The organism is Mycobacterium persicum (assembly GCF_002086675.1).
GTDB classification, from domain to species: domain Bacteria; phylum Actinomycetota; class Actinomycetes; order Mycobacteriales; family Mycobacteriaceae; genus Mycobacterium; species Mycobacterium persicum.
In genome coordinates, this window is the sequence record NZ_MVIF01000012.1 from 73,153 (window position 1) to 89,174 (window position 16,022).

14 protein-coding genes and 3 pseudogenes are annotated in these 16,022 nt (G+C 68.4%); 8 read left to right on the forward strand and 9 right to left on the reverse strand.

Annotated elements, in window-relative coordinates; genetic code table 11:
* Position 1: 1 nt before the first annotated feature.
* The 3 genes from BST40_RS06575 to fadD8 form a co-directional block, all read right to left on the reverse strand.
* Positions 2-904, reverse strand: coding sequence for a 1,4-dihydroxy-2-naphthoyl-CoA synthase (locus BST40_RS06575; RefSeq protein ID WP_075549731.1), 903 nt, complete (start codon positions 902-904; stop codon positions 2-4).
* A gap of 18 nt (positions 905-922) precedes the next feature.
* Positions 923-1,378: a nitroreductase family deazaflavin-dependent oxidoreductase gene (locus BST40_RS06580; RefSeq protein ID WP_083153830.1), complete on the reverse strand. Its 456-nt coding sequence runs from the start codon at positions 1,376-1,378 to the stop codon at positions 923-925.
* A 90-nt stretch (positions 1,379-1,468) separates the two neighbouring features.
* Positions 1,469-3,070, reverse strand: coding sequence for a fatty-acid--CoA ligase FadD8 (gene fadD8 / locus BST40_RS06585; protein WP_075549729.1), 1,602 nt, complete (start codon positions 3,068-3,070; stop codon positions 1,469-1,471).
* Between the two features lie 77 nt (positions 3,071-3,147).
* Between fadD8 and BST40_RS06590 the strand changes: the two genes are divergently transcribed.
* From BST40_RS06590 to BST40_RS06610, 5 genes and pseudogenes are all read left to right on the forward strand, one after another.
* A complete protein-coding gene (locus BST40_RS06590) occupies positions 3,148-4,752 on the forward strand; it encodes an amidohydrolase (RefSeq protein WP_075549728.1) in 1,605 nt (534 codons plus the stop codon).
* Positions 4,753-4,802: 50 nt separating this feature from the next.
* A pseudogene (locus tag BST40_RS06595) lies at positions 4,803-5,719 on the forward strand (o-succinylbenzoate synthase).
* Positions 5,716-6,513, forward strand: a complete 798-nt coding sequence (locus BST40_RS06600; protein WP_075549726.1) for an alpha/beta fold hydrolase — start codon at positions 5,716-5,718, stop codon at positions 6,511-6,513. Before BST40_RS06595 ends, BST40_RS06600 begins: the two are co-directional and overlap by 4 nt.
* A 25-nt stretch (positions 6,514-6,538) precedes the next feature.
* Complete coding sequence (gene menD / locus BST40_RS06605) at positions 6,539-8,188, forward strand: 2-succinyl-5-enolpyruvyl-6-hydroxy-3-cyclohexene-1-carboxylic-acid synthase (protein ID WP_075549725.1); 1,650 nt, start codon at positions 6,539-6,541, stop codon at positions 8,186-8,188.
* On the forward strand, positions 8,185-8,697 hold the full coding sequence (locus tag BST40_RS06610; RefSeq protein WP_075549724.1) for a DUF3592 domain-containing protein: 513 nt from the start codon (positions 8,185-8,187) through the stop codon (positions 8,695-8,697). The genes menD and BST40_RS06610 overlap by 4 nt, the downstream gene beginning before the upstream one ends.
* Here BST40_RS06610 and grcC1 read toward each other — a convergent pair.
* Positions 8,694-9,701 (reverse strand): nonaprenyl/(2E,6E)-farnesyl/geranylgeranyl diphosphat synthase, encoded by a 1,008-nt coding sequence (gene grcC1 / locus BST40_RS06615; RefSeq protein WP_075549723.1) that lies wholly within the window; start codon positions 9,699-9,701, stop codon positions 8,694-8,696. The genes BST40_RS06610 and grcC1 overlap by 4 nt on opposite strands.
* A gap of 21 nt (positions 9,702-9,722) precedes the next feature.
* On the opposite strand from grcC1, the gene menJ reads away from it, so the two are divergent.
* Positions 9,723-10,943: a menaquinone reductase gene (gene menJ, locus BST40_RS06620; RefSeq protein ID WP_075549722.1), complete on the forward strand. Its 1,221-nt coding sequence runs from the start codon at positions 9,723-9,725 to the stop codon at positions 10,941-10,943.
* 49 nt (positions 10,944-10,992) lie between these two features.
* Positions 10,993-11,331, forward strand: coding sequence for a DUF732 domain-containing protein (locus tag BST40_RS06625; RefSeq protein WP_075549721.1), 339 nt, complete (start codon positions 10,993-10,995; stop codon positions 11,329-11,331).
* Here the strand turns inward: BST40_RS06625 and BST40_RS06630 are convergent.
* The 3 genes and pseudogenes from BST40_RS06630 to BST40_RS06640 all read right to left on the reverse strand — a co-directional run bounded on the left by BST40_RS06630 (position 11,328) and on the right by BST40_RS06640 (position 14,330).
* Positions 11,328-12,026 carry a demethylmenaquinone methyltransferase gene (locus BST40_RS06630; RefSeq protein ID WP_075549720.1) on the reverse strand — a complete coding sequence of 233 codons (699 nt, stop codon included), beginning with the start codon at positions 12,024-12,026 and terminating at the stop codon, positions 11,328-11,330. The genes BST40_RS06625 and BST40_RS06630 overlap by 4 nt on opposite strands.
* Positions 12,027-12,339: 313 nt before the next feature.
* A pseudogene (locus tag BST40_RS32820) lies at positions 12,340-13,051 on the reverse strand (PE family protein); the annotation flags it as partial.
* Between the two features lie 127 nt (positions 13,052-13,178).
* Positions 13,179-14,330 (reverse strand): glycosyltransferase family 4 protein, encoded by a 1,152-nt coding sequence (locus tag BST40_RS06640; protein WP_075549717.1) that lies wholly within the window; start codon positions 14,328-14,330, stop codon positions 13,179-13,181.
* 604 nt (positions 14,331-14,934) lie between these two features.
* Between BST40_RS06640 and BST40_RS33145 the strand changes: the two genes are divergently transcribed.
* Positions 14,935-15,117, forward strand: a complete 183-nt coding sequence (locus tag BST40_RS33145; protein WP_371686809.1) for a PPE domain-containing protein — start codon at positions 14,935-14,937, stop codon at positions 15,115-15,117.
* A gap of 46 nt (positions 15,118-15,163) precedes the next feature.
* Here the strand turns inward: BST40_RS33145 and BST40_RS29320 are convergent, their stop codons facing one another.
* Both BST40_RS29320 and BST40_RS30010 read right to left on the reverse strand, forming a co-directional pair.
* On the reverse strand, positions 15,164-15,520 hold the full coding sequence (locus BST40_RS29320; RefSeq protein WP_142276713.1) for a hypothetical protein: 357 nt from the start codon (positions 15,518-15,520) through the stop codon (positions 15,164-15,166).
* A 255-nt stretch (positions 15,521-15,775) separates the two neighbouring features.
* Positions 15,776-16,022 (reverse strand): annotated as a pseudogene (locus BST40_RS30010) (IS1634 family transposase); the annotation flags it as partial.

The following is a 16,022-nucleotide window of genomic DNA, read 5'->3' on the forward strand; positions in this document are numbered from 1 at the left end:
CCTAGAAATACCGCGGGAACCGGTCCCAGTCCGGCGGGCGCTTCTGCAGGAATGCGTCGCGGCCTTCGACGGCCTCGTCGGTCATGTATGCCAACCGGGTGGCCTCACCGGCGAACAGCTGCTGACCCACCAGACCGTCGTCGAGCAGATTGAACGCGAACTTCAGCATCCGTTGCGCCTGAGGCGATTTCGCATTGATCTCCGCTGCCCACTGCAGACCGGCCGTCTCCAGCTCGGCGTGGTCCACCACCTCGTTGACCGCGCCCATGCGGTGCATCTGCTCGGCGGTGTACGGCCGGCCCAGGAAGAAGATCTCTCGGGCGAATTTCTGGCCGACCTGACGGGCCAGATATGCGCTGCCGTAGCCGCCGTCGAAGCTGCCGACGTCGGCGTCGGTCTGCTTGAAGCGGGCGTGTTCGCGGCTGGCCAGGGTCAGGTCGCACACGACGTGCAGGCTGTGCCCACCGCCGGCGGCCCAGCCGTTGACCAGGCAGATCACCACCTTGGGCATGAACCGGATCAGCCGCTGCACCTCGAGGATGTGCAATCGGCCGGCGCGGGCCACGTCAACGGTGTCCGCGGTCTCGCCGGAGGCGTACTGGTAACCGCTACGCCCGCGGATGCGTTGGTCACCGCCGGAGCAGAACGCCCAGCCGCCGTCTTTGGGCGAGGGCCCGTTGCCGGTCAACAGGACCACGCCCACGTCGGGCGACATCCGCGCGTGGTCGAGCGCCCGGTACAGCTCGTCGACGGTGTGCGGCCGGAACGCGTTGCGCACCTCGGGCCGGTCGAACGCCACCCGGACCGTGGCGTCGCTGACGTGGCGGTGGTAGGTGATGTCGGTCAGGTCGTCGAATCCGTCGACTCGCCGCCACACCGAGGCGTCGAATGGGTTGTCGTTCAAGTCTTTCGAACTCCGTTCTTACGCCGGTTCGAGCCGGAAAACGATGAAGCGTCCGGCTTGTGCCTCCAATTCGTCGGGGCTGCCCTCGTTGATCAGGCCGCAGCGCTTCATCACCCGCACGCCGGTGGGCACCTGGGCCGGAAAGGCGCGCAGGATCGGACGGGCCTGGTCCGGCGGCAGCTCCACCAGCCGCAGGCGCTCGGTCTTGCGACCGCGGGTCAGGGTGACTTCGTCTGCGGCACGGACGTTTTCGACCCAGTCGGCGCCCGGGAAGCCGGCCACGACATAGCTGGCGCCGTCGACCGTCATCGGCGTGACGGGCGTAGATCGCGGAATCCCGGATTTGCGGCCGGGCACCGTCAACACGGCCGGGCCTTCCTTGCCGTACGCCACTCCCAGCCGCGACACGATCATCATGACCTTGTTGGTCGCCTGCAGCCACCACGGCGGGCGGACGCGGTCACCGTCGGTCATGGCTGCCACAGTAGTCACCGCAGCTTCGAGCGTGACGCCACAGTCACGACCGGCCGCGAATGTGCCTGCAGCGTCACGCTCGACGACGAATCACCCGACGGCGCGGCCGGCGCCCTCCCAAAACCGGGCTCGCACCGCCTTCTTGTCGGGCTTGCCCAGCCCGGTCAACGGCAGCGAGTCGACGATCACCACCCGCTTGGGCGACTGCACCGAGCCCTTGCGCTCCTTGACCGCAGCCTGGATCTCGCCGGTCATCGCCTCGATCGCGGCGTCATCGCGGGGCGCGTCGGCGCGCAGCACCACCACCGCGGTCACGGCCTCGCCCCACTTCTCGTCGGGCGTCCCGACCACACACACCTGGGCAACGTAAGCGTGCTCGGCGACCACGTCTTCGACCTCGCGGGGGAACACGTTGAATCCGCCGGTGACGATCATGTCCTTGACCCGGTCGACGATGTAGTAGAAGCCGTCCTCGTCCTCGCGGGCCATGTCGCCGGTGTGCAGCCAGCCGTCCCGAAAGGTCTCGGCCGTCGCGTCCGGCAGGTTCCAGTAGCCGCCGGCCAACAACGGCCCGCTGACACAGATTTCGCCCGGCTCACCCTGCGGCACCGGCTTGCCGTCTTCGCCGAGCAGCGCCACCCGCGCGAACAGCGTCGGGCGGCCGCACGAGGTCAGCCGCTTCTCGTCGTGGTCGCCCTTGGCCAGGTAGGTGATCACCATCGGCGCCTCGGATTGGCCGTAGTACTGGGCGAAGATCGGGCCGAACCGCGCGATCGCCTCGGCGAGCCGCACCGGGTTGATCGCCGAGGCGCCGTAATAGACGGTCTGCAGCGACGACAGGTCGCGGGTGTGCGAATCCGGGTGGTCCAGCAGCGCGTACAGCATTGACGGCACCAGCATGGTCGCTGTAATGCGTTGTTCTTCAATAACTTTCAGCACTTCGGCGGGGTCGAATTTGGCCAGCACCACCATTTCGCCGCCCTTGATCACCGTCGGCGTGAAAAATGCCGCGCCGGCGTGTGATAACGGCGTACACATCAAAAACCGCGGATTTTCCGGCCATTCCCACTCGGCCAGCTGGATCGACGTCATGGTGGAGATCGACTGCGCGGTGCCCATCACGCCCTTGGGCTTGCCGGTGGTGCCCCCGGTGTAGGTCAGCCCGATGACCTGGTCGGGTGGCAGGTCGGCGGGCACCAACGGCCGCGGCTGGTACTTGGCCGCCTCCGCGGACAAGTCGACAGCCACCTCTTTCAAAGCGTCCGGGACCGGACCGATGGTCAGAATCTGCCGCAACGAATCCACCCGCTCCAGCAGCCCCAGCGCCCGCTCGACGAACATCGGGTTGGGGTCGATGATCAGCGAGCTGATCCCGGCGTCGGACAGCACGTAGGCGTGATCGTCCAGCGACCCCAGCGGGTGCAGCGCGGTGCGCCGGTAGCCGCGGGTCTGGCCGGCGCCGATGATCATCAGCACTTCCGGACGGTTGAGCGACAGCAGGCCGACCGCGACACCGGTACCGGCGCCCAGCGCCTCGAAGGCCTGGATGTACTGGCTGATCCGGTCGGCCAGCTGGCCAGCGGTCAGCGTGGTGTCACCCAGGAACAGCACCGGCTTGTTCGTGTGGCGCTTCAGCGCGCCCACCAGCAGATGGCCGTTATGGACCGGGTTGCGCAACGACTCGTCCGTCATGTGGCAAGACTAGAACGTGTTGCAATTCCTGCTGACCGCGCCCTCGTGGGCCGCGGTTATCACTAGGATCGCCGGTCATGGGCCATGCAGATCTCGTCATCACCGGAACCGTGCTCACCGTGGACGAGTCCCGGCCCACCGCCGAAGCGCTGGCCGTCACCGGCGGCCGGATCGTCGCCGTCGGAAACCGGTCCGACGTCAACGAGCTCATCGGCCCCGACACCCGGACCATCGACCTGGGTTCGGGCTGTGTCATGCCGGGTTTCGTTGAGGCCCATGGCCATCCGCTGATGGAAGCGGTCGCGCTGTCGGACCGGTTCGTCGACATCCGTCCGGTCACCATCGGCAGGGCCGACGCCGTCGTCGACGCGATCCGCGATGAGGTCGCCCGACGGGGATCCGAGGGCGCCTACTTCAACGGCTGGGACCCGCTGCTGCAGTCGGGTCTTCCGGAACCCACGCTGGCCTGGCTCGACGAGACGGCGCCCGAGGGTCCGTTGGTGATCATCCACAACTCCGGCCACAAGGCCTTCTTCAACTCGCACGCCGCCCGGATCAATGGCCTGACCCGCGACACTCCCGATCCCAAGGGCTCCAGCTACGGCCGCGACGCCGACGGGGAGCTCGACGGCACCGCCGTGGAAATCGGGGCGGTGTTCTCCCTGCTGGGCGACGCGATCAAGCCCGACGACTACCCGGCGATGCTGCGGGCCGAATGTGCCCGGCTCAGCCGTGCGGGGCTGACCATGTGCTCGGAAATGGCGTTCGATCCGGCGTACGGGCCACTGGTCGAGCAGGCCCGCGACGACCTGACGGTGCGGTTACGCACCTACGAGATGTCCAATGCGCGGATGTCCACCGACGCCGCACCCGGGCAGGGTGACGACATCGTGCGTCAGGTGGGAATCAAGATCTGGGTGGACGGCTCCCCGTATGTCGGCAATGTCGACCTGTCTTTTCCCTACCTGGACACACCCGCGACCCGCACGATCGGGGTGAAACCAGGTTCGTGCGGCTGCGCCAACTACACCCGCGAACAGCTCACCGAAATCGTCGGCGCCTATTTCCCCAAAGGCTGGCAGATGGCCTGTCACGTGCAGGGCGACGCCGGCGTCGACACCATCCTCGATGTCTACGAAGACGTGCTGCGCCGCCACCCGCGCGACGATCACCGGCTGCGGCTCGAGCACGTCGGCGCCATCCGGCCCGACCAACTGCAGCGGGCGGCCGAACTCGGCGTCACCTGCAGCATCTTCGTCGACCAGATCCACTACTGGGGTGACGTCGTGGTCGACGGCCTGTTCGGGCCGGAACGCGGATCCCGCTGGATGCCGGCCGGGTCCGCGGTGGCCACCGGCATGCGGATCTCGTTGCACAACGATCCGCCGGTGACCCCGGAAGAACCGCTGCGCAACATCAGCGTGGCGGTGACACGAGTGGCGCCCAGCGGTCGGGTGCTGGGCCCCGAGGAGTGTCTGACGGTCGAACAGGCGATCCGCGCGCAGACCCTCGATCCCGCCTGGCAGATGTTCGCCGACGACGTGGTGGGCTCGCTGGAGGTCGGCAAGTACGCGGACCTGGTGGTGCTGTCGGCGGATCCGCGGACGGTTCCGCCCGAGGAGATCGCCGACCTCGAGGTGCGGGCGACGTTCCTGGCGGGCCGGCAGGTCTATCGGCTGTGACGCCCGCGCTGGCGGACTTGCTGGACCGCGTGCACGTCGTGGCGTTGCCGATGCGGGTGCGGTTCCGCGGCATCACCACCCGTGAGGTGGCGTTGATCGACGGCCCGGCCGGGTGGGGCGAATTCGGGCCGTTCCTGGAGTATCAACCCCGGGAAGCCGCCGCCTGGCTGGCATCGGCCGTCGAGGCGGCCTACCGCGAGCCGCCGCGGCTGCGACGCGACCGCATCCCCATCAACGCCACCGTGCCGGCCGTTGCCGCCGCCGAGGTGCCGCGAGTGCTGGCCCGTTTTCCCGGCGCCCGCACCGCCAAGGTGAAGGTCGCCGAGCCCGGGCAGAGCCTGGCCGACGATGTCGCGCGGGTCAACGCGGTACGGGATCTGGTCCCGACGGTGCGGGTGGACGCCAACGGCGGCTGGAGCGTCACCGAGGCCGCCGAGGCGGCTGCCGCACTGACCGCTGACGGGCCGCTGGAGTACCTCGAGCAGCCCTGCGCCACGGTCGCCGAGCTCGCCGCGCTGCGCCGGCGGATCGACGTACCGATCGCCGCCGACGAATCCATCCGCAAGGCCGACGACCCGCTGGCCGTCGCCGGCGCCGGGGCCGCCGACATCGCGGTGCTCAAAGTCGCTCCGCTGGGCGGGATTTCGGCGTTGCTGGAAATCGCCGCACGGCTCGACATGCCGGTGGTGATCTCCAGCGCGCTGGATTCGGCCGTCGGCATCAGTCAGGGCCTCACCGCCGCCGCGGTGCTACCGGAACTTCGGCACGCCTGCGGGCTGGGCACCGGCGGGTTGTTCGTCGAGGATGTCGCCGAGGTCCCGGCGCCCGTCGACGGTTGTCTGGCCGTCGGCCCCGTCACGCCCGAGCCGGCGCGGCTGCACGCCCTGGCCGCGTCGCCTGTCCGGCGGCAATGGTGGATCGATCGGATCAGGACCTGCTACCCGCTGCTGTACCGTCGTTCGGGTGATCAACCTGGCTTACGACGACAAAGGGACCGGTGAGCCGGTCCTTTTTATCGCCGGTCGCGGCGGTGCCGGACGCACCTGGCATCCTCACCAAGTCCCGGCGTTCCTGGCCGCCGGATACCGCTGCATCACCTTTGACAACCGCGGGGTCGGCGCCACCGAAAACGCGGAGGGCTTCACCACGCAGACCATGGTCAACGACACCGCGGCGCTGATCGAATCCCTGGATATCGCCCCGGTGCGCATCGTCGGGGTGTCCATGGGCGCTTATATCGCCCAGGAGCTGATGGTGGTGCGGCCCGAACTGGTCAGCGCCGCGGTATTGATGGCCACCCGCGGCCGGCTGGACCGCGCCCGGCAGTTCTTCCGCACCGCCGAGGCCGAGCTGTATGACTCCGGCACCCAGTTGCCGCCCGACTACGAGGCGAGAGCCCGCCTGCTGGAAAGCTTCTCGCGCAAGACGCTCAACGACGACACGGCCGTATCCGATTGGATCGCGATGTTTTCCATGTGGCCGGTCAAGCAGACACCGGGACTCCGCTGTCAATTGGACTGCTCACCGCAGGCCAACCGGCTGCCCGCCTACCGCAATATCGCCGCACCGGTGCTGGTGATCGGTTTCGCCGACGACATCGTGACCCCGCCGCATCTGGGACGCGAGGTCGCCGACGCCCTGCCCAACGGCCGCTACCTGCAGATACCCGACGCCGGCCACCTCGGCTTCTTCGAGCGGCCGGAGCCCGTCAACGCCGCGGTGCTGAAGTTCTTCGCCAGCGTCAAGGCCTCAACGGCTTGACCGCCGGTTGTGACACCCTGTACTGGTGAACCCCTCGACGACCCAGGCCCGCGTCGTCGTCGACGAGCTGATTCGCGGCGGCGTCCGCGACGTGGTGCTCTGTCCCGGGTCACGAAACGCGCCGCTGGCGTTCGCGTTGCAGGACGCCGACCGGACCGGCCGGATTCGGCTGCACGTGCGCATCGACGAACGCACCGCCGGTTATCTCGCGATCGGGCTGGCGGTCGCTGCGGGCGCGCCGGTCTGTGTGGCGATGACGTCGGGGACGGCCGTCGCCAACCTCGGCCCGGCCGTGGTGGAGGCCAACTATGCCCGGGTGCCGCTGATCGTCCTGTCGGCGAACCGGCCCTACGAGCTGCTGGGCACCGGGGCCAATCAGACCATGGAGCAGTTGGGCTACTTCGGTACCCAGGTCCGTGCCACCATCAGCCTGGGTCTGGCCGAGGATGTCCCGGAGCGCCTGCCCGCCCTCAACGCGACCTGGCGATCGGCGACCTGCCGAGTCTTGGTGGTCGCCAAGGGTTCTCGTAGCGCCAACGCCGGACCGGTGCATTTCGACATCCCGTTGCGCGAGCCGCTGGTGCCGGACCCGGGGCCCCGTGGTGGCGTCGTGCCGCCGGGGCGGCCGGACGGCAAACCGTGGACCTACACGCCGCCGGTCACCTTCGATCAGCCGCTGGACATCGACATGTCGGCAGACACCGTCGTCATTGCCGGGCACGGTGCCGGGGTGCACCCCAATCTGGCGGAGTTGCCTACCGTCGCCGAGCCGACCGCGCCGTATGCACCCAACCCGTTGCATCCGCTCACCCTGCCGCTGCTGCGTCCCCAGCAGGTGATCATGCTGGGCCGCCCGACGCTGCACCGCCCGGTGTCGGCCCTGCTGGCCAACCCGGAAGTGCCGGTCTACGCGCTGACCACCGGGCCGCGCTGGCCTGATGTCTCGGGCAACTCGCAGGCCACCGGCACCCGGGCGGTCGTCACGGGCACGCCCAACCCGAGGTGGCTGCGCCGCTGTGCGGACCTGAATCGCCACGCGCTCGCCGCGGTGCGCGAGCAGTTGGCGGCCCACCCGCTGACCACCGGCCTGCACGTCGCCGCGGCGGTGGCCGACATACTACGGCCCGGTGACCAGCTAGTTCTCGGGGCGTCCAACCCGGTTCGCGACGCGGCCCTGGTCGGGCTGAGCACCCTGGGCATCCAGGTCCGGTCCAACCGCGGCGTCGCCGGTATCGACGGCACCGTGTCCACGGCCATAGGCGCGGCGCTGGCATTCGAGCGGGCTCAGCAGAGCACACCCCAGGGACGGACCATCGCGCTGATCGGAGACCTGACGTTCGTCCACGACAGCTCCGGGCTGCTGATCGGTCCCACCGAACCCACACCGCAGCGGCTGACGATCGTGGTGTCCAACGACAACGGCGGCGGCATCTTCGAACTGCTCGAGCAGGGTGACCCGCGGTTCTCCGACGTGTCGTCGCGGATCTTCGGCACCCCCCACGACGTCGACGTGGGCGCGCTGTGTCGCGCCTACCACGTGGAGAGCCGCCAGATCGAGGTCCAGCAGCTGCGGGCCGCGCTGGACGAACCCAACCCGGGTATGCGGGTGCTGGAGGTCAAGGCGGACCGGTCGTCGCTGCGACAATTGCACGCCGCCATCAAGGCGGCTCTGTGATCTCGCCAAAAATGTTGCTGCGCATCCTGATCCACGGCACCAGCGAAGAACTGGCGGATAGCTGGCCGCGCCGGATAGTGCGGTGGATCCGCATCACCGTGCTGATCGTCACCGCATTGGTCACCTTGCAGTCGGTGCTGTTGGTGGCCGGCGCCTGGCGCAACGACCTGGCCATCGAGCGCAACATGGGGGTGGCGCAGGCCGAGGTGCTCAGCGCCGGGCCGCGCCGGTCCACCATCGAGTTCGTCACGCCCGAGCGGGTGACCTATCGGCCCGAACTCGGCGTGCTGTATCCGTCCGAGCTGGCCACCGGCATGCGGATCTACGTCGAATACAACAAGAAGGATCCTAATCTGGTGCGGGTGCAGCACCGCAACGCCGGGCTGGCGATCATCCCTGCCGGATCCATCGCGGTGGTGGCCTGGCTGGCCGCCGCGGTCGCGCTGACCGGTCTGGCCCTGCTCGACCGGCGGCTGGACAAGCACCTGAACAGCGCGCCCTGCGGCTAGCCGTGCCGGCTGACGGTGTAGTCGACCAGTGCTGCCAGTGCCTGCCGGCCCGCAACGTCGGGCAGCAGGTCCAGCTCGTGCCGCGCCTGCGCGGCGTATTTCGCCAGCATGTCTTTGGCCTTGGCCATCCCCGGCGATGCGCGCAACAGCGCCAGCGCCTCGACCACCTCGGCGTCGTCGTGGATGGGTCCGGCCAGCAGCGTACGCAGCCGCGCGCCGTCGGGCCCGGTGTCCTGCAGCGCGTAAAGCATCGGCAGCGTACGCACCCCTTCACGCAGATCGGTGCCCGGCAACTTTCCGGACTCGTCGGATTCGCTGTCGATGTCGATGATGTCGTCGGCGATCTGAAAAGCCGTGCCGACGATGCCGCCCAGGCGGCTCAGCCGCTCGACCTGATCGCCGTCGGCGCCGGAGAACATCGCACCGAACCGGCCCGCGGCCCCGATCAGGCTGCCGGTCTTCTCGTGCACCACCGTCAGGTACTGCTCAATCAGGTCGACGCCTTCCGGGGCACCGCGAGTCTCGCGCATCTGCCCGGTCACCAGGGCAGCGAACGTGTCGGCGACGATGCGCACCGCGGCCGGACCCAACCTGGACACCAGCCGCGATGCCGTCGCCAGCAGGTAGTCGCCGGCCAGGATCGCGACGTTGTTGCCCCAGCGTGCATTGGCGCTGGGGGCGCCGCGACGGACCTCGGCCTCATCCATCACGTCGTCGTGGTAGAGCGTCGCCAGGTGGATCAGCTCGACGACCGCGCCGGCGATGATCACTTCCTCGGCCTGCGGGTTAGGGCCGACCTGGGCAGACAACACGGTGAACAGCGGCCGGAACCGCTTACCGCCGGCCTTGAACAGGTGCAGCAGCGAGTCGATCATCACCACGTCGGCGCTGCGCAACTCGGTGTCCATGAGCTGCTCGATCCGCGCAACACCGTCGCGCACAGCAGTGGCGAATCCGGCGTCGCCGAAGTCGACGCCCGCCACCACCGTCGCCGGAGTTCTCATTCGACCAACATACTGGTGAGCATGAAGACCGGAGCCGACCTGGTAGTCGTGGGCGCCGGGCCGGCCGGCTCGGCGGCGGCCGCCTGGGCTGCCCGTGCCGGCCGAGACGTCCTGGTCATCGATTCGGCCGATTTCCCGCGCGACAAGGCCTGTGGTGACGGCCTGACCCCGCGAGCGATCGCCGAGCTGGAACGGCTGGGGCTCGCCGAGTGGCTGGCCGGCCGCATCCGCCACCACGGCCTGCGGATGAGCGGATTCGGGGGCGAGGTGGAAATCGCCTGGCCCGGACCGTCCTTCCCGGCGCACAGCAGCGCGGTGGCCCGCACCGAGCTCGACGAGCGCATCCGCAAGGTCGCCGAGGGCTCCGGGGCCCGTATGTTGCTTGGCGCGAAAGTCGTTGCAGCCCATCATGACTCGTACAGACGAGTGGTTTCGGTCAAGTTGGCCGACGGTACCGAGGTGGCCTGTGGACAGTTGGTCGTCGCCGACGGGGCGCGGTCGTCGCTGGGCCGCAAGCTGGGCCGCCGATGGCATCAGGACACGGTCTACGGCATCGCCGCACGCGGCTATGTGACCACCGAGCGCGCGGACGATCCATGGCTCACTTCGCATCTGGAACTGCGCTCACCCGACGGCGCCGTGTTGCCCGGCTACGGCTGGATTTTCCCGCTGGGCAACGGCGAGGTGAACATCGGCGTGGGAGCGCTGTCGACCACCAAACGACCGGCAGAGCTGGCGCTGCGGCCGCTGATGTCGTACTACACCGACCTGCACCGCGACGAGTGGGACTTTCCCGGCGAGCCGCGGGCGGTGGCGTCGGCGCTGCTGCCGATGGGCGGCGCGGTATCCGGTGTGGCCGGGCCCAATTGGATGTTGATCGGCGACGCCGCGGCGTGCGTCAACCCGCTCAACGGCGAAGGCATCGACTACGGGCTGGAGACCGGGCGGCTGGCAGCCGAAGTGCTGGACGCACGCGACCTGTCCCGGCTGTGGCCGTCGCTGCTGCACGACCACTACGCCCGGGGATTCTCGGTGGCACGCAGGCTGGCGTTGTTGCTGACCTTCCAGCGGTTCCTGCCCACGACCGGTCCCGTCGCGATGCGCTCCACCAGACTGATGACGATCGCGGTGCGCGTGATGGCCAACCTGGTCACCGACGAGGACGCCGACTGGGTGGCGCGGGTGTGGCGCGGCGCCGGGCGGGCATCGCGGCTGATCGATCGCCGGCCACCGTTCAGTTGAGCCCTGCGGTGCCACGTGCGAGATGCGGCAGAGGTGTATAGTCCGGCTAATGAAGGGAACGGGGCTGGCTCTTATCGCCTCCACGGCGGTGGCTGCCATCGCACTGGCCGCACCCGCACAGGCCGACGACTACGACTACACGTTCAAGCAAACCGTCAACGGATTCGGCGTTTACGGCCCGCAGGACCAGCTCGCGTGGCTGGCCAAGATCAGCTGCGAGCGGCTGGAACGAGGCGTCGACCACACGGCCTACAACTCCGCGACCTTCCTGCAGCGCAACCTGCCGCGCGGGACCACCCAGGGCCAGGCATTCCAATTCCTTGGTGCCGCGATCGACCACTACTGCCCCGAGCAGGTGGGCGTTCTGCAACGGGCCGGCACCAGCTAATCGGGTTCGCCGGGCTTGTACCCGGCATGCAGCGCCACGATTCCGGCGGTCAGGTTGCGCCACCGCACCGCCGACCACCCGGCCCGCGAAATGTGGCCCGCCAGGCTCGCCTGGTCCGGCCATGCCCTGATCGACTCGGCGAGGTACACGTAGGCGTCGGGATTGCTGGACACCGCCCGCGCCACCCGCGGTAACGCCCGCATCAGGTATTCCTTGTACACCGTGGCGAACAATGCGCTTGTGGGCGTGGAGAATTCGCACACCACCAACTGGCCCCCGGGCCGGGTGACGCGGGCCATCTCGCGCAGTGCCGCCGGGAAGTCGGCCACATTGCGCAGCCCGAAACTAATGGTGACCGCGTCGAACACCCCGTCGGCGAACGGCAGCCGGGTGGCGTCGCCGGCGACCTTGGGCACCTTGCGGGCCTCGCCGGCTGCCAGCATCCCGACCGAGAAGTCGGCCGCCACACACCATGCGCCGGATTTCGCCAGCTCCACGGTGGATACCGCGGTGCCCGCGGCCAGGTCCAGCACCGTGTCGCCGGGCCCGATCCGCAACGCCGACCGGGTGGCTCGCCGCCAGTACCGGTCCCGGCCCAGCGATAGCACGGTGTTGGTCAGGTCGTAACGGCGGGCGACACCGTCGAACATCGACGCGACGTCCAGGGGATTCTTGTCCAGGGCGGCGCGGCTCACCAGCCAGACGCTACCCGTCTGCGCCGGCCCCGTGAACTGCCCGCCCCGTGAGCACCGTTGCCGGCGCGAGCCCGTCAAGCGCGGATCACCCGGGCAGGCCGTCGTCGCCGGTCGCCCCGGTCTGACCAGCCTGTCCAGCAATGCCTGGCGACAACCCCCCTCCGCCAGAACCTTCGGACCCCGGGTTGCCGCCGGTGCCGCCGGTACCCACGCTGCCGCCGGCGACCGACGCGCCAGCATGGCCCCAAAGCCCGCCTGCCCCGCCAATACCGCCGCTTCCGCCGTCGCCGCCGTCGCCTCCGGTGCCGCCGTTGCCGCCGTTGCCGCCGGCAAGGACCAGGTTGCCGACAACCAAGCCGGTGTTACCGCCGCCGCCGCCGGTACCGCCAGTGCCCCCGATACCTCCGACACCCCCCGTTCCGCCGTTTCCTCCGTTAGCGCCCTACAACAGTCCGCCGCTACCGCCATTGCCCCCGGGCGCACCTGGCGCGCCCAGACCACCACTGCCGCCGGAACCGAACAAACCGGCGTCACTGCCGTTGCCGCCACTGGGATGAGCGCCGCCGCCGGATCCGCCGCTGCCGCCGTTGCCGAACAGCAGCCCGCCGGCCGCGCCGTTTTGCCCGGTCCCGGGTGTCCCATGGGCACCATCACCGATCAGCGGGCGTCCCAGGAGCAGCAGCTGTGTGGGCGCATTGATCACACCCAGTACCTGCTGCTCGAGGACCTGCAGGGGTGAGACGTTGGCGGCTTCAGCGGCCGCATAGGCATTCCCGGCAGCAGTCACAGCCTGGACGGATTGGCCATGAAACGCCGCCAGCCGCGCACTCAGCGCCTGGTACTCCTGGGCGTGCGCAGCAAACACGGCCGAGATGGCCGCCGACACCTCGTCAGCACCCGCCGCCGCCAACGCCGTTGTCGGAGCGGCCGCCGCGGCGTTGGCCGCCGATTACCGACCCAATGCCCGCCAAATCCGTTGCGGCGGCTGTCACCAGCTGTGGTACGGCAATCACATACGACACCACGCCGATCCTCCTCGCCGGCCCCCGAACACGCCGATGCTAACGCCACGTCGGGTTGCGGATCGGCAAATTGAGCAACCAGGTGCCGCGACCTGAGAAGGACACCGACCGTCGATACCTGAAACGTGCCTTAGGCGCGGCGCATTCGCCACACCGAATCGCGCTCCCGCGCAGCCGGCGACAGCACCGCCTCGTAGTGGCCCAGCAACTCGTCGCAGAGCACCGGCCAACCCCGGCCCAGTACGCTGCGCCGGGCCGCGAGGGCGTAGCGGTTACGTTCGCAGACCAAGTGGGCGACGGCAGCCGGCAACCGGGCCTCGAATTCGGCGACCGGCAGCAGCAACCCGGTGCGGTAGGGGACAACCAGGTCGCGGGGGCCGCCGGCGTCGGGGGCGATCACCGGCAGCCCCGACGCCAGCGCTTCCTGCACGACCTGGCAGAACGTCTCGTGTTCGCCGGGATGCACGAAGACGTCCATGCTGGCATAGGCCCGCGCGAGCTCTTGACCGTACAGAGCTCCGGTGAAAAGCGCTGTGGGCATTGCCGATTCGAGTTTGCGACGGTCTACTCCGGTGCCGACGACGACCAACCGCACCGCGCCGGAGGCACTCAGGGACGCGAGCCGCTCGACGTGTTTCTCGGGGGCCAGACGACCGACGAAGCCGACGATCGGCCGGCCGTCCGGTGACCATTGTCGCCGCAGCGCTTCGTCGCGGGCGGACGGCACGAATCGAAGCAGGTCGACTCCGCGTCCCCACCGGTAGACCCGCGGGATACCTTGGGCAGCAAGGTCTTCCATGGTTGCCGTGGACGGCGCCAGGGTGCGGTCGGCAAGACTGTGCAGGTGGCGAAACCAGGCCCACGCGGCGCGCGACGTCAGCGGAATGCCATAGCTGGCGGCGAATCCCGGTACGTCGGTCTGATACACCGCAACCGTGGGGACGCCCAGACGGCGGGCCGCGCGCAGCCCGCCGTAGCCCAGCAGCGCCGGTGACGCCAGATGCACCACGTCGGGTCCGAAGCCGCGCAGCACCCGAAGGATTCGTGGGGCGGGTACACCCAGGGGCAGCGTGGTCACCTTGGGGAACATTCGCGCCGGCACCCGGTGGACCCGGACACCGTCGTGCAGCCGGTCGGCTCGTGGCTCACCGGGCGGGTTGTCCGGAGCGATGACGAGGGCCTCATGACCGGTGCGGCGCAGATGCTCGAGGATGCGGAGCACCGAGTTGCTGACACCGTTGACGTTGGGCAGAAACGACTCAGCGACAATCGCAACGCGCACGCGACCACGGTGTCAGGCCATATTGTCGGCAAGGTTGCCGACGGGCATACGCGGCGCGAAAACTAGCCGGCCAGGATTTTGGTGATCGTGGTGTCCCACAGTGCCCGTTTCGACGGCGCTGAAGCAGCGGTGCGACCCGCAGGGCGCGGTCTACTTGCGCCACCGCAACCACAAGATGCGCCGCGATGCGGTGGTACCCATCGACGACGAACTGGCGATCCTGATCCAGGACCAGCAGGCGCGCACCCGGCAACGGTTCCCCACTACAGGTGTGCTGTTGCCGCGCATCAGCGCCAACCCTGACGGGCGGCTTCCCATTCCCACTGCGACTTTCCGCCTCCAGCTCGGGCTTGTTGGCGCTAGAGGTTGCTTCGACGCGGATGTATTCGGGGGCGGTGAGTGCGTGGCAGCGGTTGGCTTAGGATTGCAGACGACGGCGACGGCGTCGTCGTTTGAGTCGGTGATCGCTGGGTTGGTCGGCGGGCAGTGGGCTGGACAAACCCCGTTGGCCATGGCCGCTGCGGTCGCCGTTGAGGAGATGGTTGACCGCCCGGGGCGGCCTATGAGACAGCGTTTACCGCGACGGTTCATCCCACCCGCGGTGATGGTGAATCGGATGTTGTTGACGAGTTTGGCGGACGCGAATTTCGTCGGCCAAGATGCTGCGGCGATCGCCATTGTTGAGAGTGTGTATTTCCAGATGTGGCCACAAGGTGTCGATGCCATGATCGGCTGTCACACCAAAGCAGTCGCTATGGCCTCGACGTTGACGCCATTGAGCGCATGACTCACTGAACTAACAAGATCAACCCGAGCGGTGATTCAGCCGTGATTCAGCCGTGGTTCCCGCCCGTGGCCCTGCCGACCATCAACCCACCCGAGTCGGTGCTCAACGCGGCGTCAGATGTGTTGTCCGACCTGCCGATATCGTCGCTATTGTCGATGGCTGAATTGGGGATGTGTCGGGCCGAATTGTTGCTGTCGCCGTTGATAGTGGCGATGTTCAGCACACGCGAAGCCGCCGCCGGATTAAGTTCAGGCCCATCCCCCCTGGGCGCGGTATCGATACTGCCGACTGGGCCAAGATCTGTGCCCGGCGGGTTATCCAGCGCCGCAGTGTACGGATTTGGATAGATGATGACCCCGAGATCGATGACCCGAGCAACTGGAACCCCCGACGCTATGGCCACGATGTCCGTCCCACCGCGCGCGGGCTCGCCCAGCGCGACACCCAGCGCGACACCCCCGCGGCGGTGGTGTCGGCGCTAGCGCGCCGACGCTGGCTATCCACTGCAGCTTGATCCCCCAAGTCGGGATCGGATAACAACCCACAGCAGTGCACATCCGTTGCACGGCAACGACATTAGTCCGAAGTTGCGACCGTCTGGATAGGTGATTTGGGCTTTGACGTGGGGTTTTGATGGTTTTGGGTGTTTTGGGTCTGACTACGCTGCGATGGCGAGGGGGATGGTGGCCTTGATGAGGTCGAAGGCGCGGCGTTGGTCGTGGGTGGGTTCGGTGAGAGTCTCGATTTCGATGTTGGTGTCCTGGTAGCGGATTCGGTTGCGGGTCAAGGTGGCCAGGTGATCGAGCAGAGCGCGGAAGCTGCGCAGTGGGGTGGCGTCGGTGGTTTGGTGGCGAGATGCTTTGGTGTGCGCGTGTGGTGAGCGTTGTGCGGGTGCGACGGGGTTG

Bases quoted from the DNA above. Each gene is read 5' to 3' on its own strand.
- fadD8 (WP_075549729.1), bottom strand. From the start codon at position 3,070: ATGACGGACGAGTCGTTGCGCAACCCGGTCCATAACGGCCATCTGCTG.
- BST40_RS06590 (WP_075549728.1), top strand. From the start codon at position 3,148: ATGGGCCATGCAGATCTCGTCATCACCGGAACCGTGCTCACCGTGGAC.
- BST40_RS33145 (WP_371686809.1), top strand. From the start codon at position 14,935: ATGGTGAATCGGATGTTGTTGACGAGTTTGGCGGACGCGAATTTCGTC.
- grcC1 (WP_075549723.1), bottom strand. From the start codon at position 9,701: ATGAGAACTCCGGCGACGGTGGTGGCGGGCGTCGACTTCGGCGACGCC.
- menJ (WP_075549722.1), top strand. From the start codon at position 9,723: ATGAAGACCGGAGCCGACCTGGTAGTCGTGGGCGCCGGGCCGGCCGGC.
- BST40_RS06580 (WP_083153830.1), bottom strand. From the start codon at position 1,378: ATGACCGACGGTGACCGCGTCCGCCCGCCGTGGTGGCTGCAGGCGACC.
- BST40_RS06625 (WP_075549721.1), top strand. From the start codon at position 10,993: ATGAAGGGAACGGGGCTGGCTCTTATCGCCTCCACGGCGGTGGCTGCC.